This is a genomic window from Pseudomonas sp. DG56-2, assembly GCF_004803755.1.
Taxonomy (GTDB): Bacteria; Pseudomonadota; Gammaproteobacteria; order Pseudomonadales; family Pseudomonadaceae; genus Aquipseudomonas; species Aquipseudomonas auratipiscis.
The window spans coordinates 2,202,579-2,226,717 of sequence record NZ_CP032311.1 but is presented as its reverse complement, the minus strand read 5'-3'; the positions used below and the strand labels follow the sequence as shown (position 1 = coordinate 2,226,717).

General features: G+C 60.5%; 22 protein-coding genes. 7 read left to right on the top strand and 15 right to left on the bottom strand.

The genetic code is table 11. The features are described from left to right. Position 1: 1 nt before the first annotated feature. Genes D3Z90_RS10160 through D3Z90_RS10140 form a run of 5 tightly spaced genes read left to right on the top strand, consistent with a single transcriptional unit; the run spans position 2 to position 5,789 of the window. The gene (locus D3Z90_RS10160) at positions 2-1,096 is read left to right on the top strand and encodes an alginate O-acetyltransferase (RefSeq protein WP_136475613.1); all 1,095 of its coding nucleotides are present in this window, start codon (positions 2-4) and stop codon (positions 1,094-1,096) included. A 19-nt stretch (positions 1,097-1,115) separates the two neighbouring features. Continuing rightward, entirely contained in the window at positions 1,116-1,760 is a 645-nt protein-coding gene (locus tag D3Z90_RS10155) for an alginate O-acetyltransferase AlgF (RefSeq protein WP_136475612.1), read from the top strand. A gap of 8 nt (positions 1,761-1,768) precedes the next feature. Continuing rightward, positions 1,769-3,163 (top strand): alginate biosynthesis protein AlgX, encoded by a 1,395-nt coding sequence (locus tag D3Z90_RS10150; protein ID WP_136475611.1) that lies wholly within the window; start codon positions 1,769-1,771, stop codon positions 3,161-3,163. Continuing rightward, positions 3,154-4,269: a polysaccharide lyase gene (locus tag D3Z90_RS10145; RefSeq protein WP_136475610.1), complete on the top strand. Its 1,116-nt coding sequence runs from the start codon at positions 3,154-3,156 to the stop codon at positions 4,267-4,269. The genes D3Z90_RS10150 and D3Z90_RS10145 overlap by 10 nt, the downstream gene beginning before the upstream one ends. Before the next feature lie 17 nt (positions 4,270-4,286). Beyond that, positions 4,287-5,789 (top strand): right-handed parallel beta-helix repeat-containing protein, encoded by a 1,503-nt coding sequence (locus D3Z90_RS10140; protein WP_256658343.1) that lies wholly within the window; start codon positions 4,287-4,289, stop codon positions 5,787-5,789. Here the strand turns inward: D3Z90_RS10140 and D3Z90_RS10135 are convergent. Both D3Z90_RS10135 and D3Z90_RS10130 read right to left on the bottom strand, forming a co-directional pair. Continuing rightward, positions 5,779-6,210, bottom strand: a complete 432-nt coding sequence (locus tag D3Z90_RS10135) for an N-acetyltransferase (protein ID WP_136478910.1) — start codon at positions 6,208-6,210, stop codon at positions 5,779-5,781. The genes D3Z90_RS10140 and D3Z90_RS10135 overlap by 11 nt on opposite strands. A 38-nt stretch (positions 6,211-6,248) precedes the next feature. Beyond that, positions 6,249-6,647, bottom strand: a complete 399-nt coding sequence (locus tag D3Z90_RS10130) for a DUF488 domain-containing protein (protein ID WP_136475609.1) — start codon at positions 6,645-6,647, stop codon at positions 6,249-6,251. 112 nt (positions 6,648-6,759) lie between these two features. Between D3Z90_RS10130 and D3Z90_RS10125 the strand changes: the two genes are divergently transcribed. Next, positions 6,760-8,376 carry an inorganic phosphate transporter gene (locus tag D3Z90_RS10125; protein ID WP_136475608.1) on the top strand — a complete coding sequence of 539 codons (1,617 nt, stop codon included), beginning with the start codon at positions 6,760-6,762 and terminating at the stop codon, positions 8,374-8,376. Positions 8,377-8,467: 91 nt separating this feature from the next. Here D3Z90_RS10125 and D3Z90_RS10120 read toward each other — a convergent pair whose 3' ends face one another. The 9 genes from D3Z90_RS10120 to D3Z90_RS10080 all read right to left on the bottom strand — a co-directional run bounded on the left by D3Z90_RS10120 (position 8,468) and on the right by D3Z90_RS10080 (position 17,099). Next, positions 8,468-8,962 (bottom strand): DUF934 domain-containing protein, encoded by a 495-nt coding sequence (locus D3Z90_RS10120; protein ID WP_136475607.1) that lies wholly within the window; start codon positions 8,960-8,962, stop codon positions 8,468-8,470. Continuing rightward, entirely contained in the window at positions 8,950-10,632 is a 1,683-nt protein-coding gene (locus D3Z90_RS10115) for a nitrite/sulfite reductase (protein WP_136475606.1), read from the bottom strand. The genes D3Z90_RS10120 and D3Z90_RS10115 overlap by 13 nt, the downstream gene beginning before the upstream one ends. A 95-nt stretch (positions 10,633-10,727) precedes the next feature. Then, entirely contained in the window at positions 10,728-11,693 is a 966-nt protein-coding gene (locus D3Z90_RS10110; protein ID WP_136475605.1) for a spore coat U domain-containing protein, read from the bottom strand. Then, complete coding sequence (locus tag D3Z90_RS10105) at positions 11,690-14,020, bottom strand: fimbria/pilus outer membrane usher protein (RefSeq protein WP_256658373.1); 2,331 nt, start codon at positions 14,018-14,020, stop codon at positions 11,690-11,692. Before D3Z90_RS10105 ends, D3Z90_RS10110 begins: the two co-directional genes overlap by 4 nt. A gap of 83 nt (positions 14,021-14,103) precedes the next feature. Next, positions 14,104-14,895 carry a molecular chaperone gene (locus tag D3Z90_RS10100; RefSeq protein ID WP_136475603.1) on the bottom strand — a complete coding sequence of 264 codons (792 nt, stop codon included), beginning with the start codon at positions 14,893-14,895 and terminating at the stop codon, positions 14,104-14,106. Between the two features lie 41 nt (positions 14,896-14,936). Further along, entirely contained in the window at positions 14,937-15,440 is a 504-nt protein-coding gene (locus tag D3Z90_RS10095; RefSeq protein WP_136475602.1) for a spore coat U domain-containing protein, read from the bottom strand. A 3-nt stretch (positions 15,441-15,443) separates the two neighbouring features. Beyond that, a complete protein-coding gene (locus tag D3Z90_RS10090; RefSeq protein ID WP_136475601.1) occupies positions 15,444-15,974 on the bottom strand; it encodes a spore coat U domain-containing protein in 531 nt (176 codons plus the stop codon). Positions 15,975-15,991: 17 nt separating this feature from the next. Continuing rightward, entirely contained in the window at positions 15,992-16,522 is a 531-nt protein-coding gene (locus D3Z90_RS10085; protein WP_136475600.1) for a spore coat U domain-containing protein, read from the bottom strand. Between the two features lie 49 nt (positions 16,523-16,571). Then, positions 16,572-17,099, bottom strand: a complete 528-nt coding sequence (locus D3Z90_RS10080; protein ID WP_136475599.1) for a spore coat U domain-containing protein — start codon at positions 17,097-17,099, stop codon at positions 16,572-16,574. 212 nt (positions 17,100-17,311) lie between these two features. Here D3Z90_RS10080 and zapE point away from each other — a divergent pair, with 212 nt between their 5' ends. Further along, the gene (gene zapE / locus D3Z90_RS10075) at positions 17,312-18,427 is read left to right on the top strand and encodes a cell division protein ZapE (protein ID WP_136475598.1); all 1,116 of its coding nucleotides are present in this window, start codon (positions 17,312-17,314) and stop codon (positions 18,425-18,427) included. 21 nt (positions 18,428-18,448) lie between these two features. On the opposite strand, the gene D3Z90_RS10070 is transcribed toward zapE, so the two are convergent. The 4 genes from D3Z90_RS10070 to D3Z90_RS10055 form a co-directional block, all read right to left on the bottom strand. Then, complete coding sequence (locus D3Z90_RS10070) at positions 18,449-20,338, bottom strand: propionyl-CoA synthetase (RefSeq protein WP_136475597.1); 1,890 nt, start codon at positions 20,336-20,338, stop codon at positions 18,449-18,451. 180 nt (positions 20,339-20,518) lie between these two features. Then, positions 20,519-21,226, bottom strand: coding sequence for a YebC/PmpR family DNA-binding transcriptional regulator (locus tag D3Z90_RS10065; RefSeq protein ID WP_136475596.1), 708 nt, complete (start codon positions 21,224-21,226; stop codon positions 20,519-20,521). Between the two features lie 95 nt (positions 21,227-21,321). After that, positions 21,322-22,713: an FAD-dependent oxidoreductase gene (locus D3Z90_RS10060; RefSeq protein WP_136475595.1), complete on the bottom strand. Its 1,392-nt coding sequence runs from the start codon at positions 22,711-22,713 to the stop codon at positions 21,322-21,324. A gap of 19 nt (positions 22,714-22,732) precedes the next feature. Next, on the bottom strand, positions 22,733-24,049 hold the full coding sequence (locus D3Z90_RS10055; protein ID WP_136475594.1) for an MFS transporter: 1,317 nt from the start codon (positions 24,047-24,049) through the stop codon (positions 22,733-22,735). Positions 24,050-24,139 lie beyond the last annotated feature (90 nt).

Here is a 24,139-nt window from a genome sequence, read left to right as displayed (position 1 = left end):
CATGTACCCGGTCATGAATTCGGCGAGCAAGGTCAACGGCATTCTTTTTGCCGTGGCGCTGGCAGGGATGTTCATCTACTCCCTGCCACCGGTGTTCAGTTTCGCCAAGAACCAGAGCGATGCCTGGAACCTGTTTGTCGATGGCAAATTGCTGCGCAAATTCGAGCAGGTCTACGACAAACGCTTCTTCCTGCGCGAACCGTCGGTAGAACTGTGGGCCAACGCCCAATATCGCCTGTTTGGCGAGGGCACCAAAGGTGTGGTGCTGGGCAAGGACGGCTGGTTGTTCACCAACCAGGAGTACCGTGTGCCGAACAACCTGCAAGCCAACCTTGATGGTCAGTTGGCGCAGATCGCCGAGGTGGAAGAAAAGCTCAAGGCACACAACAAGCGCCTGATCGTGCTTCCCCTGCCGATGAAAGTAGACATCTACTCCAGCCACGCCGAGCGTGCTGTCGACCCACGCGCGATCAGTCTGTACGACCGCTTCGTCGCAGGCCTGCAGGCAAACAAGATCGACGTCACGCCGGTGCGTTCAGCGTTCTTGAGCAACCTCGGTGGCCCGGAGCTTTTTCTCAAGTCCGATACCCATTGGAGCCCGGAAGGCGCGCGTCTGACCGCCTATGAGCTGGCCCGTCAGCGCCCCGAGCTGTTGGGTGATGAGCGCTACGTGTCGCACAAGGTTGCGCAGAAAGCGGTCAAGGGCGACCTGATGAACTATGTGCAGTTCAATCATGCACAACTGGCCCCGCAGTTCGGTCCCAATCAGATTGCCCTGTACGAAACCCTCAAGGCCGAACAGGACAGTGACGCCTTGTTCGCCGACGAACAACAGAGCCTGCTGCTGGTCGGCACCAGCTACAGCAAGATCGACGACTGGAACTTCACAGGCTTTCTCAAAGAAGCCCTCAACCGCGACCTGCTCAGTGTCGCGGTGGAAGCCCGCGGGCCGTTCGAAGCCATGAACCAGTTCCTGGCCAGCGACGACCTGAACAACCCACAGATCGACACAGTGGTCTGGGAGTTCCCCCTGCGCACCCTGCTTGCCCACCGTCTTGGCTCATTGAGCCGACCCGGCCAGACCCAACATTTCTGAGACTTTCAAGGAGATCATCATGAATCGTTCGCTCAAGCAATTGCTCACCGCCACTACCCTCGTATTGATCAGCAGCCAGGGCATCGCCGCAGAGGGCAATGCTGACCTGTACGACGCCGTGGCCCCTGCCGACTCGGCCTTCGTGCGCGTCCTCAACTTGTCCGACAGCAACATCGACGTGACCCTGAGCGGCAAACTCACCCCTCAGCGCGTTGCCGCCGGGCAACTCAGTGGCTACCGCTTCACGCCCGCCGGCAGCCACAAGATCGCCGTAGGGAACAAGGCTATCGAACCGCAGCTCAAGGCCAACGCCGCCAGCACCGTGGTCTATGACGGCAGCAAGTTGACCCTGATCGCCGACAAATACGTCAACGAGCCGAAAAAAGCGCAAATCGCGTTCTATAACCTGACCCCGACCAAAGTGGCGCTCAAGACCGTCGACGGCAAAAGCGTCGTGGTCGACACCCTGGGCCAGGACCAAACCGGCAGCCGTATGGTCAACGAAATCAAGATCGGTTTTGCCGCCTATGACGATCAGCAGAAAGTTGCCCAGTTCGACGAGCTGTTCCTGAAAAAGGGCCGCTCCTACAGCTACGTACTGCTGCCTCAGGGTACTGGCTATCGGAGCATGAGCATGGCCAACAGCATCGACGCGAGCGAGTGAGTGGCGCCATGAAAAGCCTATACGCCCTTGGCCTCGCCGCCGCAGGTGCCCTGTTCAGCGTGCAGGGTGTCGCCGCCGACAGTAACCAGGCCACCTGCAAAGGCCTGGAGTGCCTGGTTTGCCCCGGTTTGAGCAACCCCCAGCACTACGCCGAAGGCCGCATGAAGTTGATGCGGGAAATCGTTCCGGGCAAGGACCGCTGGCTGTTTCGTTCAGCCGTGGACCTGACCAACGATTTCGGCATCCCGGCGCCTATGCGCCCAGAGTTCGCCCGCCTGATGGACACCTTCCATCGTCAGGGCATCCAGGTGGCCATGGCCATCCAGCCAACGCGCGGGCTGATGCACCGCGACAAGCTGTATGCCGACAAACTGCATGGCTTCGACTTCAATCGCGCCAGTGGCAACTTGGGCAACTACCTGCAGCAACTGCGCAGTGGCGGCGCGGTGGTCGCACCGATGATGCAACTGGTGCAGAACCCACCTGAGGGTGAGTTTTTCTTTCGCCGCGATCACCACTGGACACCGGCTGGCGCCGAGGCCACCGCACGTCTTCTGGCCGAAGAAGTCCGGCGCCAGCCGTTCTATGCCGCGCTGGACAAGAAGCACTATCGCACCGAGCCTGGGGTGATGCTGCCCAAGGACGGCACCTTGAACCTGGCACTGAGCTACATCTGTGGCAACAACTACGGTTTCCAGTACGTGCGCGGCTTCCAGACGATCCCCGAAGACCAGGGCGCCGATGCCTTGTTCGACGATGCTCCGGATCCGCAGGTAATCCTCGTTGGTGACAGTAACGCCGCCGCTCGAGAAGACGAAAGCAAGCAGTTCAACTTCGACGGCTACCTCAAGCAATACCTGGACGTCGACATCCTCAACTACGCCCTGCCGGGCGTTGGCCAGGATGGCTCGTTGCTCGAATACCTGTTGTCGGAGAACTACAAGCCCAAGGCGCCGCCCAAGCTGATTATCTGGGAGCTGCCGGCCAACTATCAGTTGGAGTCCGACCTGATGTATCGCCAGCTGATTCCGGCGATCAAGGGCGGCTGCCCGGTGTCCACCGAAGTTATGGCCAACCGCCTGCAGCGTCCTGCGCTGAAGGTCAACGACCGTATCGAGCTGCTCAGCAACGCAGGCGAAGCGCGCAAGACCGTCAATGGCGGCTTCCTGGATATCCGCATCAGCGACAAGAACGTCAAGGATTTCTACGTGATCGTCTATTACGACAACGGTGCTCGGGACAAGGTCTGGTTCCGCCGCGAAGCGGTGGTTACCGGCGGCCAGTACTACTTGGAGTTGAGCCGCGCCAAGGAATTTGCCGGTGCCAACCTGCTCTCGGTGTTCATGGAGCCAACCAAACCCGGCACTGCCGCCACCCAGGTGGAAACTCGACTATGTCTGTGAAGACCTGGAGCGTACTGGCCCTGGGCCTTTGCGCCAGCCTGCAACTGAGTCAAAGCCTGGCAGCCAATTCGATCTGGCCGCCTCGGGCAACCACGCAGTCGGCGATGATCGCCGACTACCGTACCCTACAGTGCAGCAAGGAGCCTCCGGCGCCGTACACCGGCAGCCTGCAGATGAAGAGCAAGTACGACCAGCGTGATGCGACCAAGTCCACGTTGCGCAGCAGCCCGGACGCCGACAGCGAAAAAATCGGCAAGCAGGTCAAGCAGTTCATTGGTGGGCTTATCTATGCCAGCAAGCGCTTCCAGCGGGCGAAAACGCCACAGGAAGCCAATATGGCACTGGCCTGCCAGGACCAATGGCTGCAACACTGGGCACAAGCCGGCGCCCTGCTCAACCCGGACGCCAGCAGCACCGGCATGGCGGCGCGCAAATGGGCGGTGGCGGCAATGGCCTCGACCTTACTGATGACCCAGGCCGCCAGCGACGGCAAGTTACAACTGTCGGCACAACAGCGCGAATGGTTCGCCCAATTGGCCGAGCGCATCATTGCTGAATACCAACCACGCCGCGCCTCCAGCTTCGCCTGGTTCAACAACCATGATTACTGGGCTGCCTGGGCCGTGGCGGCAACCGGCATGTTGATTCAGCGCGACGACTTCATCCAGTGGGCTGACGGCAACCTGCGCCGTGGCTTGCAGCAAGCCGTCAAAGCCAGTGATGGCAGTTATGCCTATCTGCCACTGGAAGTCGCTCGGGGCAAGCTGGCCGCCACCTACAGTCAGTACGCACTGGTTCCTCTGGTATTGCTCGCCGAATCGGCGCGGGTCAATCACTTGCCTTGGAGCGCCGAGGATCAACAGACCCTGGATCTGCTGGCCAACTTTGCCGCGCGCAGCATCCTCGACCCCGACGAGTTGCCTGAACTCAAGGGCAAGTCACAGACCTCGGTGGCCCCTTATAAACTGGCCTGGCTTATCCCCTTTCTGGCACGCACGCCGGATCATCGCCTGGCGCGCCAGCTGTACGAAAACGAAGACGGCGACGTCGACAACTACAGCCAGATTGGCGGCCCGCTCAAGCCGCTCTACCCCAAATTGCCGTAACCCAAGGACGAATCGCCATGGCCATGCGCCCTCTATCCCTTTGCTGTCTTGCCGTCCTGCTCTGCGCAGGCACGGCGCAGGCCGCAAGCCAAAGCCTGCCGCTGCAGCAAGCGCTGAGTGTCGTCAGCGAGAATGAGCATCAAGCACAGTTGCAGCAGGTGCAGCGACAGGTAAGCCAAGCGGTGCACGTGCAGGTTACCGAGCGCCCGCGCCCGGTCGGCCGTGCCAGTGTCAGCCTGCAACCGATGTTCTCCTCGCAGGCCGGTAGCTGGCCGTTCGAGCCGTTCGTCAACAATGGATTGTTTCGGGCCATGGCCGGTTATCAGGCACACCACCCACAAGCGGTGCTCGTTCGTGGCGGCAGCATTACACTCGCGCAACTGCATGATGACCTGAACAACCCGCACATCATCAAACGCTACAAGGACGGTTACCTGCTCAGCTACCCGCTGATGATTGCGGGCGATGGCGGCCTGGTGCTCGAAGGCACGAGCCTGTATTTGTACAGCTTCTCCGGTACCGCGCTGATCAACCAAGGCTGGTTGGGCCTGAACCAGTCACGCCTAGCCAGCGTTGCCGGTGACAAACCCAGCAGCACCGACCGTGCCTGGCGCCCGTTCGTCGTGGCCTGGGCAGGCAGCCATACCCAGGTGATTGGCTCGACGCTGGAGCGCCTGGGCTACAACGCCAACTTGTCCAGAGGCCTGACCACTGCCTTGAGCAGCCAACAGTCGGCGAACACCGCGCAGGCCACGGTGATCGTGCGCAACAGCCAGTTCAACGAGCTGTCCAGCGCCGTCGAACTGCAACACAGCCAGGCGCAGATCGTCGACAGCCGCTTCGAACAGTCCCAGCAGTACGCCATCGACGTACGCGACAGCCGAGTCAGCGTGGTCAACAACCAACTGCGCGGTATCGACAACAACAGCGGCATTCGTGTGCGCGGACAATCGGTGGCTCGCATCGAGCGCAACCTGATACTTGGTGCCAGCAAGGCCGCCATTGAAGTCAGCGACCAGCAAGGTGCGCTACTGCTCAGTGCCAACCTGATCGGTGACAGCCGCGGCAACGGCGTGCAACTGCGTAGCCTGGCACCTTCCACACAGGCCCCGCTGTTGATCGAAGACAACCTGATCGGCAACAGCCAGGGCAGCGCCGTGGACGCCAGCGAAGTGAGCGGTGCAATCATGGTTAACAATCGCATCGGCAATACCCCTGAATACGCCATCAGCTTGCGCAACTCCGCGCCGCTGCCGGGGCCGCTGACCCTCAGCGGCAATGTCCTGGGCACAGCAGGCAAGGCGGTGGTACGTATCGAGGGTGTGCAGCAGGTGGTGCTCGGCCATAATCGCTTCGAAGGAAAACCGCTGTTGCAAAACCTGTTGATCGGCGACCTGCTGAGCGTTCAGGGGCCCTTGCTTGATGCCACCCAGCGCCAGGGCTGTATTGTCCGTGTCAATCGGGTGGCACAGGCGGCGGCACCAGGTGCGTTGTCGTGTGTACAGAGCGCTAGCCGATAACCCGCTGCATACGCAAAAAGCATTCATCCTCACCCACCACTTCAAAGCCCCGGCGCCGGTACAATGCCTGCGCCGGGTTGCTTTTGAACACGGTCAGGCGTAACTGCCCCAAGCGCCGATCTGCAGCCCAGCCGGCCAACTGCTCCAGCACCTCTCCCCCGATGCCCCGTCCGCGCGCCTGCTCGAGCAAATGCAATTCACGGATGTACAGCGCGTGACGATCCTGGCTGAGACTGCAAAAGCCCAGCACTTCGTCGTTTTCCATGATCAACCATTGTTCACGCCAGCCCCAGGCCTGATCGAACGCTTCTTCGATCCAGAGCAGATCGAATTCACGGTAGTAACGCAGCATGGCCCGGCGGGTAAGATCGCGGGCAAAAGCGCAGTGCTGGTCGGTGGCGGGGATAAGCTGCAATGGAATGGGTCCGGGTCGGTAGAGGTGGCGGCGATTGGCGAGGGTCAAGGCTTGATTTCGCCGGCATAACAAACCGGTGAACTGCTAGGCCCCTGTCGGTCCAACTCCTCCTCCAGCCATTGCGCCAACACCTGTGCGTTGTTGTGCTCAGTATCCTTGCCAGCATAAAGCAAGGTCAGGTCAGCCTTGGCCGCCATACCCAACAACGACCACCAATGCTCCGGCCGAGCCGTCAGCTCCTGACGGTAACGCTGAGTGAACCCGGCAAAATCCACTTCTCCTTTATGAAAGGCCTGGCGCAATGCCGTCGAGGGCGCAACATCCGGCAGCCATAGTGCCTGCAACTGGTCCTTGCGCTTGTTGCGCGGCCACAATCGGTCTACCAGCACGCGCTGGCCGTCTTCAGGCCCGATCGGATCATAAACTCGTTTACAGCGGATCATCGGCACCTCGTCAGTTTTTGTCTCAGCCTAGAACTTTCATTGATCGTAGTCAGCTCGATTTCAGAAAGTTTTTCTATGCTGGCCGCCTGAGGTAAACCAACACGGAGTCATTATGACTACCCCAACGCTGGCCAGCCGTCCATCGCCAGCCGCGCCCGATGCAAAGCCGCGCCTGAACCACAAACCCAGCCGCGGCACCCTGACCCTGTTCATCGGGCTACTGCTGGCGGGGTTGCTCTACACCGCTTGGAGCCTGGTTCAAGATATCGATGCTAGCGGTACAGTGGTCACCACCTGGACACCCTTCCTGCTCTTGGGGGTAGCGCTGCTGATCGCCCTGGGCTTTGAGTTCGTCAACGGCTTTCACGATACCGCCAATGCCGTTGCCACGGTGATCTATACCCATTCCCTACCCGCCTCGGTTGCAGTGGTATGGTCGGGGTTTTTCAACTTTCTCGGCGTACTGCTATCCAGCGGTGCCGTCGCCTTCGGCATTATCGCCCTGCTACCGGTCGAGTTGATGCTCAAGGTGGGCTCCTCGGCTGGCTTCGCCATGGTCTTCGCCCTGCTGCTGTCGGCGATTATCTGGAACCTGGGCACCTGGTGGCTGGGCCTGCCCGCCTCCTCCTCGCATACCCTGATCGGCTCGATCATCGGTGTCGGTGTCGCCAATGCATTGATGCACGGCCGCGACGGCACCAGCGGCGTAGACTGGAGCCAGGCCAGCAAAGTGGGCTACTCATTGCTGCTATCCCCGCTGGTGGGCTTTGTCTGCGCCGCTTTGTTGTTGCTGGCATTGCGCCAACTGGTAAAGCGCCGCGATCTGTACCAGGCCCCGGTCGGCAACACGCCACCGCCTTGGTGGATTCGCGGCTTGTTGATCCTGACCTGCACCGGGGTGTCTTTTGCCCATGGCTCCAATGACGGGCAGAAAGGCATGGGCCTGATCATGCTGATTCTGGTCGGTACCCTGCCCATGGCCTACGCCCTGAACCGGACCATGCCAGCCGAGCAGTCCTTGCAGTTTGCCGCGGTGGCCGAGGCCACTCAGCATGCGTTGCAACGTGAGGCCCCACAATTGTTGAGTGCCGACCCGAGAGAGGTGCTAACCGAATTCATTCGCCAACCGGCAGCCAATCCGGAGCTGGTACCTGCCCTCGCCGCTCTGAGTGGCGCTATCGGTGATGAAGTCGCAGGCTATGGCTCGTTGAACCGGGTGCCCGCCGAGGCCATGGTCAACGTGCGCAACGACATGTACCTGACCAGCGAAACCATTCGTTTGATCGGTAAACACCAATTGGTGACGTTCAACGCCGACACCCAGGCCAAAGTGCAGTCGTTCAAGCACCAGCTTGACGACGCTACGCGCTACATACCGCTGTGGGTCAAGATTGCCGTGGCCATTGCTCTGGGGCTGGGAACCATGGTCGGCTGGCGCCGCATTGTGGTCACGGTCGGCGAAAAGATCGGCAATACGCACCTGACGTACGCCCAGGGCGCTTCTGCAGAGTTGGTGGCAATGTGCACCATTGGCGCCGCCGACATGTATGGCCTGCCAGTATCGACGACCCATGTGCTGTCTTCGGGGGTGGCCGGCACCATGGTTGCGAACGGCTCCGGCCTGCAGATGAAGACCATTTTCAACTTGCTGATGGCCTGGGTACTGACGTTGCCAGCCTCGATCATGCTGGCAGGTGGGTTGTACTGGCTGCTGCGGCACGTCTTCTGACGTCTTCAAGGGGCCTATTCCTCAAGGAGAGGCCCCTGCGATGAAGCGCAACCCAGCAAGCAAGCCAATCGCTACACGTTCTAGCGAAGCCCTAGCGCCGCCTGAACAATGGCCGTGGCTCGATGACCGAGCGACCGTACAACACGCTCATCCCCGCCAGGCCCTTGAGTGCGTCCTCGGCACACTTGTCTTCACGAACCGCGAAGCTGTCGAAGCCACACTGGCGCATGTGGCTCAGTTGATCGCGCAGCACATCGCCAATAGCCCGCAGCTCCCCCGTCCAGCCCAAGCGTGTGCGCAACAGGTACGCCTGGCTGTAGCCACGGCCATCACGAAAGCTGGGAAAATCGACGGCGATCAGGGGCAACTGCGTCAACCAGGGGCGCAGCGGCTCGACTTCATCATCCGGCCCCAGCCACAGCCCGACCTGTCCAGTGTCTTGCAAGGCCTGACGTGCCACCCAGGCATCAAGCGGCAGAATCAGTCTGCCCTCAGGCAAAGCTTGGTCACCGCTGCGCAGCAGTTGCCAGTCATCGTCCGCCAGAAGCTGAGGCTCGCCATTGCGCAAGGCAATCACATTACGCATATCAATTCCTCTGCACGCTTGGCGTAGACCCGTTCCTTGAACGGCTCCAGGCCCACCCGACGCACGGTGTCGACAAAGGGTTCATCCAGCTCACGATAAGCGCAGTAAGTGGCGATGATCTGCTCGATGACCCGGGGAATTTCTTCGGCGCTGAACGAGGGGCCAATGACCTTGCCTAAAGTGCTGTTCTTGCCCTGAGCACCACCCAGCGTCACCTGGTACCACTCGCTACCGTTCTTATCGACACCCAGAATGCCAATGTTGCCAATATGGTGATGGCCGCAAGCATTGATGCAGCCAGAGATATTCAAGCTCAGCTCGCCTAGATCATGCAGGTAGTCCAGGTCTTCGAAGCAGCGCTGAATCGACTGCGCGATGGGGATCGACTTGGCGTTGGCCAAGGCGCAGAAGTCACCGCCGGGGCAGGCAATGATGTCGGTGAGCATGCCGATGTTGGCAGTACCCAGTTCACGCTCGCAGGCCAGCCGCCAGAGTGCGTGCAGGTCTTGCTTGCGCACGTCTGGCAGAATCAGGTTCTGTTCGTGAGCGATGCGGATTTCACCGAAACCGAACTGTTCGGACCAATCGGCCACCGCGTCCATCTGCGCCGCCGTCAAGTCACCCGGCGGTGACGCTGCGCCGGGCTTGGTCGACAGCACCACACTGGCGTAACCCGGCACTTTGTGCGGTTTGACGCAGCAGGAAACCCAGCGCGCGAAGGCGCTGTCCTGGGCCAGGTGAGTCTGGTACTTGAGGTCGTCATCGGCCACGCTTGCATAGGCCGGAGGCTCGAAGGCTGCAGCTACCCGCTGGTACTCATCTTCAGTGAGCTGCGCCGGGCCTTCCTTGATGTGTTGCCATTCTTCTTCCACTTCCTTGGCGAACGCCTCGATGCCGAGGGCCTTGACCAGGATCTTGATCCGCGCCTTGTACTTGTTGTCGCGGCGGCCGTGCCGGTTGTAGACACGCAGAATCGCCTCGACATAAGACAACAGGTGCTGCCACGGCAGCCCTTCGCGGATTTGCAGGCTAAGAATCGGCGTGCGTCCCAGGCCGCCTCCGACCATGACACGCAAGCTCATCTGGCCTCGACCATCGCGGTACAGGTACAGGCCGATGTCATGCATCATGATTGCTGCTCGGTCTTCATGGGCCGAACAGATGGCGATCTTGAACTTGCGCGGCAAGAACAGAAATTCGGGATTGATGGTTGACCACTGGCGCAGGATTTCGGCCAACGGTCGAGGGTCGAGCAATTCATCGGCAGCGACACCGGCGAACGCCTCAGTAGTGATATTGCGCACGCAGTTGCCGGAGGTCTGAATGGCATGCATTTCGACTTCCGCCAGGCGCTGAAGAATGTCAGGTACCTGAGCCAGTTCGATCCAGTTGAATTGAATGTTCTGGCGGGTGGTGAAATGCCCGTAGCCACGATCGTAGTCGCGGGCAATCTGCGCCAAAGTGCGTAGTTGGCGGGCGCCGAGGGTGCCATAGGGAATGGCTACACGCAGCATGTAGGCGTGCTTTTGCATATACAAGCCATTTTGCAGGCGCAGTGGCAGGAACTCTTCTTCACTCAGTTCGCCACCCATGAAACGCTGCACCTGGTCGCGAAACTGCACCACGCGCTCGAACACCAGCGCACGGTCATACTCGTCATATTGATACATGGTTCGGACCTCATCACGGAGGCCGCCACTATGCCGCTGGGGTGTACTGAGTTACAGATTCAGGTTTTGGGGATTTATACGGATCAGATCGATGCTCAGAACTGCACATCGAGGATCACGTTATCCAGGTAAGTGCCTACAGGCGGCGTGCTCTGGTCGGGGTAGATCCTCGCGTTGTAGTTGAAAATCTGACTGCCCGTACCGGTGCCCGCCCCAGGGTTGATGTCGGCGTCGCTACTGACCCGGCGTGCCGTGGTAAGCGAGCCCCACCGCTGAGAGCCGGCGCTCTTGAAAATATCGTAGGCCAGAAAGTTACTGGCAGCGGACTTCATCCGCCGTCGCCCACCTGCCGCGTTCTGCCCTTCCCCCAGGCCCACGGTATAACTGCTGCCCTTGGTGCAGGACAAATTGACGCTCTGGTTGACTGCGGAAAAGCCGCTGATCACCGGCGCACTGCCGAAGCTCACAGGAGGGGTAGTGATCTGGCAATCGTTGCTTACCGTCAGTTTGACCGTCAGGCTGGTTGACTGTGTGAACGTCTGCCGGCCAAGGCAGGCACCGAGCGCACCGATGCCATAGCAATAGTTGATGCTCCACTCCACCGTGAAAGTTTCCTGATAGAGGCCTGCCGCAACATTGCTGCCGACCTGGGTCTTCAGATAGATCGGCACGCTCTTGGGCACCGTACCGTTGAGCAAGCCAAGGGCATCGATAATGCCATTGCGCGCAAAATCATAGGCCTGGCCACGGGTGATGGCGTAGTTGGTGGTGTTATTGGCATACAAGGTGTACCTGATGACATCACCCGTTGGCCCCACCAGACCAGTGGTGCCGGCAGTCGGGGTGAACGTGGCATAAAAATGGTCGTTAGTCGCCAACAGACTCAGCAACGAACCGGTGCACTGCAAGCCTGCATTAAGGGTCGATGCCGATTGAACCGCATCACGCACCAACGTCGAGTTGACCGTGCCAAAGTCCGCAGGGCTGGTGGCTACCACCGAACACAAGGCGTGCGCCTGGGCACTGGCCAGCAAGGCCAGCGTCGCCAATAGATACCTCACCGACACACCAGCGGCCCAATCAACGGCACCTGCGCCTGATCATTGTCGAGCGTGAACTGAACGCGACAACTACCGCCCGCACTGCGCTCGACCACCAGGCTGTTATGTTCGGCGAGCCCCTCCAGGTACACCAACCCATCCCAACCGACGACCGTACGCGCACCGCTCTGCTCGTGCAGCACCTGGCTGCCCAAAGGCAGATCAATCTGCGCGCTATCGACCAGATGAATACTGGCCGCAACTACATGCTGCATGGGAAATTCGAGCAAGTAACCTGCTCCACGACGCACCGCTACACGTTGCTCGACCTGGGCCACCTGCACGGTGCTGGGCAGCTCCATCGGGTCGATTTCATACTTGCCCCGGTAATAACCGCTGCTCCAGGGCACGAGCAAATGCCCCTGGCTGTCGGTGCGCCCCACCAACTGGTTTTCGTAGCGAACCGGCACATCGGCAAAGCCATCGGTGCTAACCACGACAAATGCGTCGTCGATACGATTGGCGGCAAACACGCCCGAGTCCATCCACACCAGCGAACCGCTGGCATCGGCCCAGCGCGTGGTGTCAGCAGCATTGCCGTAAGCCCCCACCTGCAGCTGGACAGACTGCAGACGCCAGGTCAGGTCGGCCTGACGATAGGCCTCCTGGTCACCGCTGGCGTAGCCAAGGTTGAACCCTACGCCCCCCTCACCCGGCACTGCACGACTGTAGTTGACCCGCTGCAGACTCTCGCCGTTGTCGTTACGCTCAGCGCTCAGGCTCAAGGTGCCATTGAGGTCGAACGGAATCACCCATTGCGCCTGTACTGCCCATTGGCTCTCGCCGATCTCACGGTTCGCCGACAGGTACAGGCTGCTGTTGCCCCACAGCGGTTTACTCCAGGTCAGGTTGAGCAGGCGGGTGCGACTGTTGTCCCCTGCGCGCACATCGAAATAGCCTGCGCCCAGACTGCCATAGCGATTGAGGTTCAGGCTCAGGGTGACTTGTTCGCTACGCTGGCTCAGGCGGGTGTAAGGGCTGTCGAGCAATGACAGGTCGGCGTAATCGCCACGGCGCTGCAAGCGCTGATAGTTGAAGCCCAGACGCGGGCTGTTGTACTGATAGCCCAGACTCATTTGCTGGCCACTGCGGCTGTCAAAACGGCTCTGGCTGAGCGCAGCGTTGACCACGCCCCAATTGCCGACCTGCAGGTTGCCGCCCACGCCACCCAAGGCCAGGGACTCGGCCGCCTCGGCATGGCTTTCCAAAGTGAAGCGATCCGTCAGGCCATAACGCAGGCTGGCGGCGGTCACGCCTGGGCCGTAAGCGAAGTCTCGCAAGGCATAGTCACGACGCAGGCTGCCAGCTGCCAGGGAGAAGTCCGCAAGGCCCTTCTGCAACAAGCTGCTGGTGACGTAGAACGGCAAGGTCGTGGAGACCTGCCGTCCAAGGGCGTCGGTAGTCACCACCACCGCTTCGCCAGCGCCATTGATGAAGGGAATATTGGTCAGCGTATAGGGTCCGGGTTGCAATTCTGAGCTGGCGCTCTTGTAGCCATTGATGAACAGATCCAGCGAAGATGGCACTGCGGCTTCCCCTGCGAATGCTGGCAGTGGATAGGTGACCAGATCCGGGCGCACGGCAAAGTCCCGCGACAGCTGCACGCCCCCCAAGCGTACCGAACTGGTCCAGGGCAACGCGCCGCTGAGGACGTCGCCCACTTCCAGGGTCAGCAAGCGCGCCTCATCGGTGTAACGCCAAGTTGTGTCGTAGCGGCGAAAGCCCTGCTGGCTGTCGTCGAACTGGTTGCCGCCCAGTGCCTGGCGCCATTGACCGGTTGTCGACAGGGTGCCCCAACTGTCGAACAGGCGCAGTTCATTCCAAGCTGCAAGGTAGGTGCCGCCGTCATCGGTGTCGTTCAGGTACAGGTCGTAGTTGAACAAACCACCCAAACTGCTGCGCGCCTCGCTGGGCGGATACAGCTGCCGGTTGCCCAGGGTCTGCAGCGGCAACCAGGCAGGCGGCACTTGCAACAGCAGGCGCTGCGCCTGACTGTCGTAGTCGACGTGCAGGCCCTCGATACTGTCGAGCGCCACCTCCCCTGCCGCCAGCTCCGGCACTTGCACGCCTGCCGCCTGCAGGTCCGCCGAAGCCATGTACAGACGCCCGGCACGTTGCTGCACCACCACCAATTCAGGGCTGCTCATCTGGTTGACCACCAACTCCAGGTACAACTGCGCATCGCCAACCGCCTCCAGGCTGGTGGGCGGAGCAGGCAGCTCGCCAGCCAGCAGCGACGCGCTGCCCAGCGTCAGCAGCGCACAGGCCGTCAGCGCCAATGGACGCACCAAGGTCGGAGAAATACTCACGCACCGTATCCAACCATGACCGGGTCCTCCCTGGGCCCTGCTCCTGCGGTACTACCTTGTACTCATTGGCCCTGACTCAGGGTTTGCGCCGGCTCCTGACCATTGACCCGCCCTTTGAGGACCGTGGCAGCTGTTATCGGTTGCGGCACTGGCCAGCGCATGCTGGCCCCGGGCAACACATAGCCGAGCAGACCTTCGACCAGCGGACGGCTCTGCCCACCTTGCTGTAACACCACATCGGTCAGGCGCGCATGCACCGGCCCGGTGTTGCGTACTTCCACGTAGGGCCGGCCCTGGACCGACACCTGACGCCAGCTCAATGCCGGTTTGCCAACACTTGCCGGATCGCGCTGGCCAGTGGCATCCGTCTTGCCCCACAGACCTTGCCCATAGACGAACAGCGGCACCGAGTAGCGCATCTGAAAGCGGATAGCCGCCTGTGGTTTGTCCGCAGGTGTGTTCTCGGACCAGGCCGGAGGAATTTCGTCGATGATGATCCGGTAAGCTTGTTCCTGGCCTACCGCAGAGGGGCCGGTGCGGGTCAGACGGATCAACTGTTTTTGTCCCGGCGCGATCGTTGCCACCGGCGGGCTGCCGATGATCTCGCGCTGGGCCTGGTATTGATCGTCATAATCACCCTGGCGCCAGGCGAACACCCTTACCTGCAGATTTGCCGCTGTGGTGCCGCGATTTTCCAGCCACAGCGCACCGGCCTTCTGGTCGGCCTCAAGCACAGGATCGATCGGCCAGATCAGCACCGATGTGGCCGCCTGCAAAGGCGCACCCGCCAGCATGACCAGCGCACAACCAAGCCATTTGATCATCCAGTGCGAATTGTCAGCGCATGCCCTCATTCACAATCTCCTTGGTTGTCGAATACACCTGGCAAGTCCTCTCACCAGGTCAGCACCACCTGCACCACATCGGTGTAACTGCCGGCCGGCACCTTGCCGGTCAGCTGTGCCCGAGCGTAGACCGGTAACTTGATGGCATTGGCGTCGCTGTAGTTCACTGCGACGATCTGGTCGATGCCCAGCGGCTGACTTAAACCGGCATCGCTGAACAATTGATAGGCCAGCAATTGGCTGCCGGCGTTGCGCTTGAGATTGCGGCCGCCGCTGCCCGGGTTGCGCCCCGCATCGATGCTCATGCGCAATGTGACCCCCGGCGTGCACTGCAGGGACACCGACGCGGCGCTGAGCGCGATAGTGGGCGTGCCGCTGGCGAGTGCTGAAAAGGTGCCGAAATTGAGCTCGCCATAGTTGCTCGAGCCGCCGACCACCAAGCACCCCGCCACTACTTGGGCACTTACCTGAAACGTGCTGGTGGTGGCCGCAGTCAAGGTTGCCGGCGCGACCCAAGCCGCTAGCCCCAGCAACGCGCAAAATGTGCGCGGCACGGCTCAGAAACTCAACTCGACGCTCACCGTATCGGTATAGGCCCCGGCCGGCAGACCGGCCTTGCCCTTGGCCAACCCATAGAGGTTGACCGTCTGTGCCGCACCACTGCTGGTGGGCAGGGTGATGGTGCCGTTTATCGCCAGAAGCTGGGTATGACCGGAGTCGGTATAGAAGTCGTAGGGCACAAAATTGCCTGCCCCATCTGCCAAGGACCGAGTACCACCGGCCGATTGGCCATCGTTTATGCCAGTGCCGACCTTCACCACAGGCACGGTACCACTGGAGCAGAGGATACTCATGGCCCCGCCTGCACCCAGTACTTGCCCTGCGGCCTCGGTAAACAACGCGTCGGTGGTGCCAAAGTTCAATGCTCCGAAATCCACGCCGGAGCTCCCTGTATTCCCGTTGACCTGACAGCTTGCCGTCAAGGTAAGCGTGGCATTGATCTGTCCGGTGATACTCGCTGCATTGGCCTGAGCGCACAGGGCCAGGCCAACGCCGGCGAAAACAAAGCGAGAAATATACGCCTGCATGAGTCACTCCTTGTGTGTTACCAGTCCAGGGTCACCATCAACGTGTCGCGATAAATGCCGGCCGGCAGGGATTGCGGGTGAGCCACCAGCACGCCGTAAATCGGTATGGGAATCTGCGCCGTGCTGTTGATGGCAAAATTGCGTTGCTGGCCGATGCCATAGCGAGCATTGCCGGAAGCATCGGCCGACAACTGATAGGCAATCAGCTCGCGGCCATTGCTCAAGCGCCGATTGTCACCATCACCGTGAGTGCCGCCATTGATACTGACGCTGAAGGCGCGCACGGAAGGATTGCAGCGCACCATCAGGCTGTCGTTAGAGGCATCTTCGTCTACATGCGATAGCAGCGGTCCAGTCCAGCTAGGGCCCTGGCTGCCGAAATCCAGGACACCGGCACCAGGGTTGCCGACACCACCCTTGGGATCACCACTGATCTGGCAGGCAGCGCTGATCACCAGGCGCGCCTGAATATGCCCACTCATTCCCGCAAAAGCGTCAGGGCTCACCAGTAGCAACGGGCCGATACTCAACAACAGGACTTTCTTCATGCTGCCAGTTCCTTTAGCAGACACCCCTTGGCAGACGATGCAGGGGCTTTCACCAGGTCACGGTGACCTTGAGCAGATCAGAATAGCTACCGACAACTGGCACCTGGGTCAAGCTGTCGATACGTGCATACAGCGGAAGTTCCACCGAGCCACTGGAGGGCACGCGTGCATGCTGTATCACGTTGACCGGCAGCGGTAAGCGCCAGGCAGCATCCTGATACAAGCGATAGGGAATCGGTTGCGCCGACGGCTGGGTGCTGCTCAGGTAACGCACTTCGCCGCTGCCGCCGTGCTGGCCGGCATCAACCTGCAACTGATAACTGGTGTCGGGATTGCACTCAAGCCGCGGCGGACGCTGATTGTGTAAATAGCTGGTTCTGGGCCCAGATGGATCATCCAATCGCGCGGTAACGCCAAAATCCAGAACGCCCAAGGCCTGGGCACCGGCTTCGCGTGGCTCATGCACAAGCACGCAGCCGCGCTGTACCTGCACCTTGACTTCAACCATGAATTGAGCGGCGGCGCAGCTGTTGGCAATGACCAATCCAAGCAGTGCAACCAGAGAGCGTCCTTTCACTCGTTCATCCTTTAACGCAGGATTCATCTGGTTTTCAGGGTAGCAGTGAAGAAAAATGCTGCCAGTCCGTAGGAGAATGTACAGGTCATGTACAAGATCCGGTATCGCATAACCGAACGTCTCGCGCGTTGGCAGCCACCGACCATTTTGGTTAAATTAGCCGCGCTCACTCAAGCTGGAGCTTGAGTCCTTTCAGCCTCGAGGCGCCCAGATTGCCTGCTCAACCACCTTCCTGGATACGCTCACCGCTACGCGCCCTACGCCATCGCCTCACGCCGGCATCCGCTAGCGCGTCCAGCCTGCCTGCAACCGTTCGTCAGTATTTTCGTCACAAGGCTGCTACCCAAGGTTTCACCTTGAGTCAGGGTCAATTGCAGGTCATCGAACACTTTGCCAAACAGGCTACTCGTATCGACAGCGGCCAGGCTCGCAGTTTGTATCTGCATGGCAAGGTTGGACGAGGCAAAAGCTGGCTGCTCGATGGGTTCTTTCACGCATTGCCACAGGCGCACAAGCGTCGCCTGCATTTTCATGATTTTTTTGCCCGCCTGCACCAAGGCATGTTCGAGCACCGCCATCAGGATGATGCCCTGGCCTGCACCCTCGACCAACTGCTGCAAGACTGTCAGGTTTTGTGCTTCGATGAATTTCATGTGCACGACATTGGCGACGCAATGCTCATCACCCGGTTGTTCCAGGCACTGTTCGCCCGGCGCATCTTTGTAGTGGTGACGTCCAATTACGCGCCGGAAGGTTTGTTGCCCAACCCTCTCTACCATCAGCGTTTCGAGCCGGTCATACGCTTGATCAACAGCCAGATGCAGGTGCTGGAAGTGGGCGGTGACCAGGACTACCGCAGTTTGAGTACATCCACAAGCCACCAGCGCTTCACCCAGGGCCACTATGTTTGGCCGGGTAACCCGCAGCAGCGCCAGGCACTGCAACTGCCTGCCTCAGGCATGGCCCTCTCAGCCACTAACCCTGTGATGCTGCACGTGGGCAAACGCCAACTTAAGGCGCTGCTCGCCGAGGACAAGACAGTAGGATTCCATTTCGCCCAGATCTGCGAGCAGCCCACGGCCGTTATTGATTATCTGCAGCTGGCTCAACGCTTCGATTACTGGATTATCGACGGGTTGCCGTGCCTTGAAGACTGTTCGATCGCCGAGCAACAGCGCTTCATCAATCTGGTTGATGTGCTTTATGACCAGGACAAACACCTGACGGTGATTGGCGCAGCGCCGCTGCAGGTGAGCCTGCAGGGCGTTGCCGCCGACCTGGCGCGAACCCGCAGCCGGCTCGGTCAGTTACGCCAGGCCGACTGCTGAAAGCCACCGATGCGCGGGGGCTCAACCCACCCGCGCGAAGCTCGCCAGCACCGCTTCGATTTCTCCCAGCACAGCCGGATCATCCAGGGTTGAGGGCGGTGTGTAGGCCTGCTGATCGGCAATCTTGCGCAGCACAGCACGCAGGATCTTGCCTGATCGTGTCTTGGGCAGGCGCTTGACCACCCGCACCTGATTGAAACAGGCAAGGGCTCCGATTTGCTCACGTACGCTGGCCATCAACTCGCTCTGCAAGGCAGCCTCGCTGATGCCCTGGCCGTCCTTGAGCACTACCAAAGCCAGCGGCACCTGGCCCTTGATTTCATCATGCACGCCAATCACCGCGCACTCGGCCACCGCTGGATGGCGAGCCACCAGGTCTTCCATTTCACCGGTCGACAGGCGGTGCCCGGAAACGTTAATGACATCGTCGGTACGGCCCATGATGTAGACAAAACCATCATCGTCCAGGTACCCGCCGTCACCTGTGTGGTAGTAACCCGGGTAGGTGGTGAGGTAGGCATCCAGATAGCGCTGGTGGTCACCCCACAGCGTCTGGCTGCAACCGGGCGGCAATGGCAAGGCGATTACAATGGCGCCCTGCTGGTTCGGGCCAAGCAGTTGGCCGTCATCGTCCAGCACCCGCACGTGGTAACCCGGCACGGCGCGGTTGCTTGAACCTGGCCGCGCGGCACTGCCATCGAGCCCCACGCAAGGTGCCGTCACCGGCCAGCCGGTTTCGGTTTGCCACCAGTGGTCGTGAACCGTCTTGCCGCTGATCGATTCCAGCCACTGATGCGTGCTGGAATCGAGCTTTTCCCCCGCCAGGAACAGCTGGCGCAAGGAACTCAGGTCATAACTGCGCAGCAGCTCGCCCTCCGGATCCTCCTTGCGGATGGCGCGCATGGCGGTCGGTGCGCAGAACAGGCCGTTGACCCGATACTGCTCGACCACGCGCCAGTAGGCGCCCGCATCGGGCGTGCGAATCGGCTTACCCTCATAAAACACGGTGGTGCAACCGTTCATCAGTGGGCCATAGACGATCAACGAGTGGCCGACCACCCAGCCAACATCGGAAATTCCCCACCACACATCACCGGACTGCATACCGTAGATATGACGCATGGCGAAGCTCAGGGCCACGGCGTTACCACCGTTCTCACGAACAATACCCTTGGGTTTTCCGGTGGTGCCGGAGGTGTACATGATGTACAGCGGATCGGCGGCGGCCAGCTCTACCGGCGCTACCGGGCGGGCGTTGGCCACGGCTTGCTGCCAGTCGAGGTCGCGGCCTTCAATCAGGGTTGCCGGCGCCTGCGGACGCTGCAGCACCAGCACCTTGCGCGGTTGATGGCTAGCCAGTTGCAGGGCGCGGTCAACCAGCGGCTTGTATTCGATGACGCGATCAAACTCCAGCCCGCAGGAAGCGGTCAGCAGCAAGGTCGGGCGTGCATCGTCGATACGCAGGGCCAGTTCGTTGGCGGCAAAACCGCCGAACACCACCGAATGCACGGCTCCGATGCGAGCACAGGCAAGCATGGCCATGGCCGCCTGGGGCACCATGGGCATGTAGATAATCACGCCATCGCCCTTCTGCACCCCCAACTCACGCAGCAATCCAGCCAGGCGCGCGACTTCGTCACGCAGTTGCACATAGGTGAACTGTTGCTGGCTGCCGGTTACAGGTGAGTCGTAGATCAGGGCAGTCTGCTCCCCTCGTCCCTGTTCGATCTGATGATCCAGGGCCAGGTAGCAACTGTTCAGGCTGCCGTCGGCGAACCACTGGTGGGTGCCATCGAGACGTTCCCCGAGGGTTTGCAGGGGCTTGCGATACCAGGCCAGTCCATCGGCATGTTCGGCCCAGAACGCGGCAGGATCGGCGATGGAACGGGCATAGCTGTGCTGATAAGTCATCGGTACTGAACCCTGAGTTTGTTGTTATTTAAAAGGGCGAATATCGATTATGGCTGGCTATCGCAGGGACGCCATCGGACTTAAGTCTCATCAGATATGCACAAATGCAGGGCCTGAACGCAACGCGGGGGACAAGCCTATTCGACTTGCCCCCCGCGTTAAGGTAACTGGACTTTTAGATCAGCCAGCCAAACCTACGTAGACGTTCTGCACGTCATCATTGTCATCGATGGCATGCAGGAAGGCCTCGACTTCAGCCATTTGCTCATCGCTCAAACCGCTGACCGGGTTCTTCGGGGTGTAGCCGATTTTCGCCGAAACAACGGTAAAACCTTGCGCCGGCAAGGCCTTCTGTACCGCATCCAGGTCGGTGGTGTCGGTAATGAACAGGGTCGCGCCCTCTTCTTCACCTTCAGCAAAATCCTGGGCGCCCGCTTCGATTGCGGCCATTTCCGGATCGGCGTCAGCGCTGGCCGGCGTGGCTTCGATCAGGCCAACGTGGTTGAAGTCCCAGGCGACGGAGCCGGAAGCGCCCAATTGGCCCTTGCGGAACAATACGCGGATCTGCGCCACAGTACGGTTTACGTTGTCGGTCAGGCACTCGACGATCAGCGGTACCTGATGCGGCGCATAGCCTTCGTAGGTGACCGAGTTGTACTGCACGGAATCGCCATCCAGACCTGCGCCCTTGCGGATCGCCCGCTCCAGGGTTTCGCGGGTCATCGAGGCCTTTTTGGCCTGCTCTACCGCCAGACGCAGGCGTGGGTTCATGTCCGGGTCAGCGCCAGCCTTGGCGGCGATCTGAATTTCCTTGGACAGCTTGCCCATGATCTTGCCCTTGGCGTTGGCTGCTGTTTCTCTATGCTTGGCTTTCCACTGTGCGCCCATCTCGACTCTCTTGTTTCAACTGCCGGTTCAGGTAGCGACCAGCAAAGTGGGTGCAGTTTATACATCCTCGTTCTGGCAATCGACAAAAAAACTGCTCAGCCTTTGTCGGCCTTGCCCGCCGCTGCAGCAAAACGTGCCAGGCGCACATCCAGACGCCTTGGACGGTGACCATGATCCTCGGCCTGTTCTTTGCGACGAATGGCGTTGCGCACCATCAACGATCCCAAATAGCGGATGGGTTCGGGAGGGAAGTAGCCCAGCGGGCCGTTGACTAGCGGTGAACGGGTCCATTCGTTGTCCAGTCCCAGCGCCAGCGATGAAAGGATTTGCCCGCCCATATGACAAGGGCCGACACCACTGCCTGAATAGCCAAAACCGTAGAACACATTGCCCTGCGCGCCCAGGCGACCGAAGAACGGCAAGCCGGTCACCGAGCGATCGGAGGGACCGTTCCAGGTGGCTGCCACGGGCACCTGCGCCAACGCAGGGAAGAACTCGCCGAGACTGCGCCGTAACAGTGCTTCGTAAGGTGATGGCTGATCGAATACCGGCAGCATGCGTCCGCCGTAGGCAAAGGTGTTGCCACCTTTTCCGAGCATAAGCCGGCCATCACTGGTGTTGTGGTAGTAGTGCACGAAGATCCGCGAATCCAGCACGCTGACGCCACTGGTCAAGCCAATCTGGCCCAGCAACTGCGGTTGCGGCTCAGTAATGATCATGTCGCTGGAGACAATCGCCACACTGCGTTCGAACTGCGGGAAGGCGCGCGCCATCCAGGCATTGAGCCCCAGCACCACACTTGCGGCACGAACGTTGCCCGTGGCGGTTTCCACCACCGCCTGCGGCCCCTCCTGCAGGCTGGTCATGGCGGTGCGTTCAAAAATGCGCACGCCCTTGTGCAGGGCAACCCGGCGCAGACCGCGCACCAGCTTGCCCGGTTGCACCGTGGCGGCGGCTGGCGAGAACCAGCCTTCCAAATGCTTGGCCGATCCGGCCATGCGCTGCACCTCATCCACCGGCAAGCGCCGAAAAGAGTTGATGCCCTGACGCTCCAGTGCGGCAATCACGCCGTCGGTAGCACCCATCTGGGCGCGGTTGGTGGCGGTGTACAAGGTGCCGTCCAAGCGGTAGTCCGCCTCAATAGCGTGATCACGGCAGAAGTCACCGATAGCATAAATGCTCTGCTCGGAGGCCTTGACAAGACGTATCGCCTCCTGCATCCCGAACAGCCGTTCCAGGGTGAAATACTTGGCCGACCATGACAGCGCGCAACCGCCATTGCGCCCGCTGGCCCCGGCGCCACAGATATCGGCCTCGATCAGCACGACATCCAGGGCTGGGTTCTGCTCCTTGAGCATCAGTGCGGTCCAGAGCCCTGTGTAGCCCCCACCGACAACGCACACATCGCAGTGGGTATCGGCGGACAGTGGTGGACACGCGCGTTCATCTTCCTGATCCAGCGCCTGCTGTAGCCAAAAGGGTCTCATGGTCGGTTCCTTGTAGGTGTCAGGTACGCAGTGGCTTGATTGCCATGGCCGTGTTCGGTGCCACGGCCGGGATGTGATCTGCTGTCGCCGGACGGCTGTTCCAGTGCGGCACCAGCACCAACGCCGAGAACAGGGCGCAGGCGGCGAATACGATGAACACAGTGATGCCGTCGAAATAGCCGGGTAGCAGCCCACCGAGAATCGCGCCCACCGAGCCACAACCGTTAACGAAACCAGCAGCCGTGGCTCCCGCCTTGGCGCTACCGAAATCGATGGCGGCCGCGCCGCTGATCATCGAATCCGGCCCGTACAAGGTCAGGCCCATGACAAACAACAAGGCCACCACCAGTATCACGCTGCCGGTTTGCATCGCACCCATGAACAGCGCCAGCGTTACCGTCAGCACGATCAGGCTGATCACGCAGGCCGGCATGCGCCGGGCGCCAAACAACTTGTCCGAGGCCAGGCCGATCATGATCGGGCCCAGCAGGCCGGCCAGCTCGAAGGCCGTGGGGATGATTGCGGCGCCGACCTTGCCCACCGACGGCATCTGTTCAAAGACCATGACCGGTCCCCATAGCAGGATCGCGTAGCGCGCAGGTTTAAGCAGAAAGTACGCAAGCCCCAGGGTCAGCACAGTGCGGTTACGCAGAATCTCGCGCAGCGGCGTCCAGATACTGCAAATCGTGGTTCCGGGCACCATGCTTTCCGGCTCGGGCTCCACCGCTGGCAGACCAACGTCCTCGGGCTTGTTGCGCTGCAGGAAGAAAAACAGCACCGCCACCCCGGCAACCACGGCGGCACTGGAGAAAAACGCCGCGTGCCAACTGCCGACCAGGGTGTAGGCCCACCAACCGGCAAAGGGCGAAGCGACAAGACCGCCGAAGGCATAGCACGAACTCCACAGCCCGAGCACGCGCCCGCGCTGCGACGACGGGAAAAAACTGCCAATGTTCTTGCACAAGCCCGCCCACCCCGTGGACTGGGCCAAGCCCTGGACCAGCATGCAGGTGGCAAAAATCGGGAAGGTTGCGTAGCTGCCCATCACCAACGCGGCTGCCGCAGAAATCACCAGGCCGCCGAGCACCACCACACGTGGGCCGAAACGGTCGGCGAGCATGCCCCAGGTGAACTGCCCTACTGCATAGGCAGCCAGGTAGATGGCATCGAGGTTGGCCATAGCCATTTTGTCGAGGGTAAAACTTGGATCTTCGCCAATGCCCAACTTGGCGACGGAGAATGCTTTGCGGGTGAAGTAAAACGCAGCGTAGGCAATCCAGGTGACGGCAAAGATCTGCACGCGCCAACGCTTTATATCTGCAATATGTTTATTCATGGTGACTCTGACCTCGAAGCTTGAGTGTGCCGGCAGAATTTGAAAAAACGCCTGTCTTGTTGTTGTGTTGCGCACTGCGTGACGACCGGT

Excerpts from the sequence above, each read along its gene's own strand:
- D3Z90_RS10160 (WP_136475613.1), top strand. The coding sequence starts at position 2 with ATGTACCCGGTCATGAATTCGGCGAGCAAGGTCAACGGCATTCTTTTT.
- D3Z90_RS10155 (WP_136475612.1), top strand. The coding sequence starts at position 1,116 with ATGAATCGTTCGCTCAAGCAATTGCTCACCGCCACTACCCTCGTATTG.
- D3Z90_RS10150 (WP_136475611.1), top strand. The coding sequence starts at position 1,769 with ATGAAAAGCCTATACGCCCTTGGCCTCGCCGCCGCAGGTGCCCTGTTC.
- D3Z90_RS10145 (WP_136475610.1), top strand. The coding sequence starts at position 3,154 with ATGTCTGTGAAGACCTGGAGCGTACTGGCCCTGGGCCTTTGCGCCAGC.
- D3Z90_RS10140 (WP_256658343.1), top strand. The coding sequence starts at position 4,287 with ATGGCCATGCGCCCTCTATCCCTTTGCTGTCTTGCCGTCCTGCTCTGC.
- D3Z90_RS10130 (WP_136475609.1), bottom strand. The coding sequence starts at position 6,647 with ATGATCCGCTGTAAACGAGTTTATGATCCGATCGGGCCTGAAGACGGC.
- D3Z90_RS10125 (WP_136475608.1), top strand. The coding sequence starts at position 6,760 with ATGACTACCCCAACGCTGGCCAGCCGTCCATCGCCAGCCGCGCCCGAT.
- D3Z90_RS10120 (WP_136475607.1), bottom strand. The coding sequence starts at position 8,962 with ATGCGTAATGTGATTGCCTTGCGCAATGGCGAGCCTCAGCTTCTGGCG.
- D3Z90_RS10115 (WP_136475606.1), bottom strand. The coding sequence starts at position 10,632 with ATGTATCAATATGACGAGTATGACCGTGCGCTGGTGTTCGAGCGCGTG.
- D3Z90_RS10100 (WP_136475603.1), bottom strand. The coding sequence starts at position 14,895 with ATGAGGGCATGCGCTGACAATTCGCACTGGATGATCAAATGGCTTGGT.
- D3Z90_RS10090 (WP_136475601.1), bottom strand. The coding sequence starts at position 15,974 with ATGCAGGCGTATATTTCTCGCTTTGTTTTCGCCGGCGTTGGCCTGGCC.
- D3Z90_RS10085 (WP_136475600.1), bottom strand. The coding sequence starts at position 16,522 with ATGAAGAAAGTCCTGTTGTTGAGTATCGGCCCGTTGCTACTGGTGAGC.
- D3Z90_RS10070 (WP_136475597.1), bottom strand. The coding sequence starts at position 20,338 with ATGACTTATCAGCACAGCTATGCCCGTTCCATCGCCGATCCTGCCGCG.
- D3Z90_RS10065 (WP_136475596.1), bottom strand. The coding sequence starts at position 21,226 with ATGGGCGCACAGTGGAAAGCCAAGCATAGAGAAACAGCAGCCAACGCC.
- D3Z90_RS10060 (WP_136475595.1), bottom strand. The coding sequence starts at position 22,713 with ATGAGACCCTTTTGGCTACAGCAGGCGCTGGATCAGGAAGATGAACGC.
- D3Z90_RS10055 (WP_136475594.1), bottom strand. The coding sequence starts at position 24,049 with ATGAATAAACATATTGCAGATATAAAGCGTTGGCGCGTGCAGATCTTT.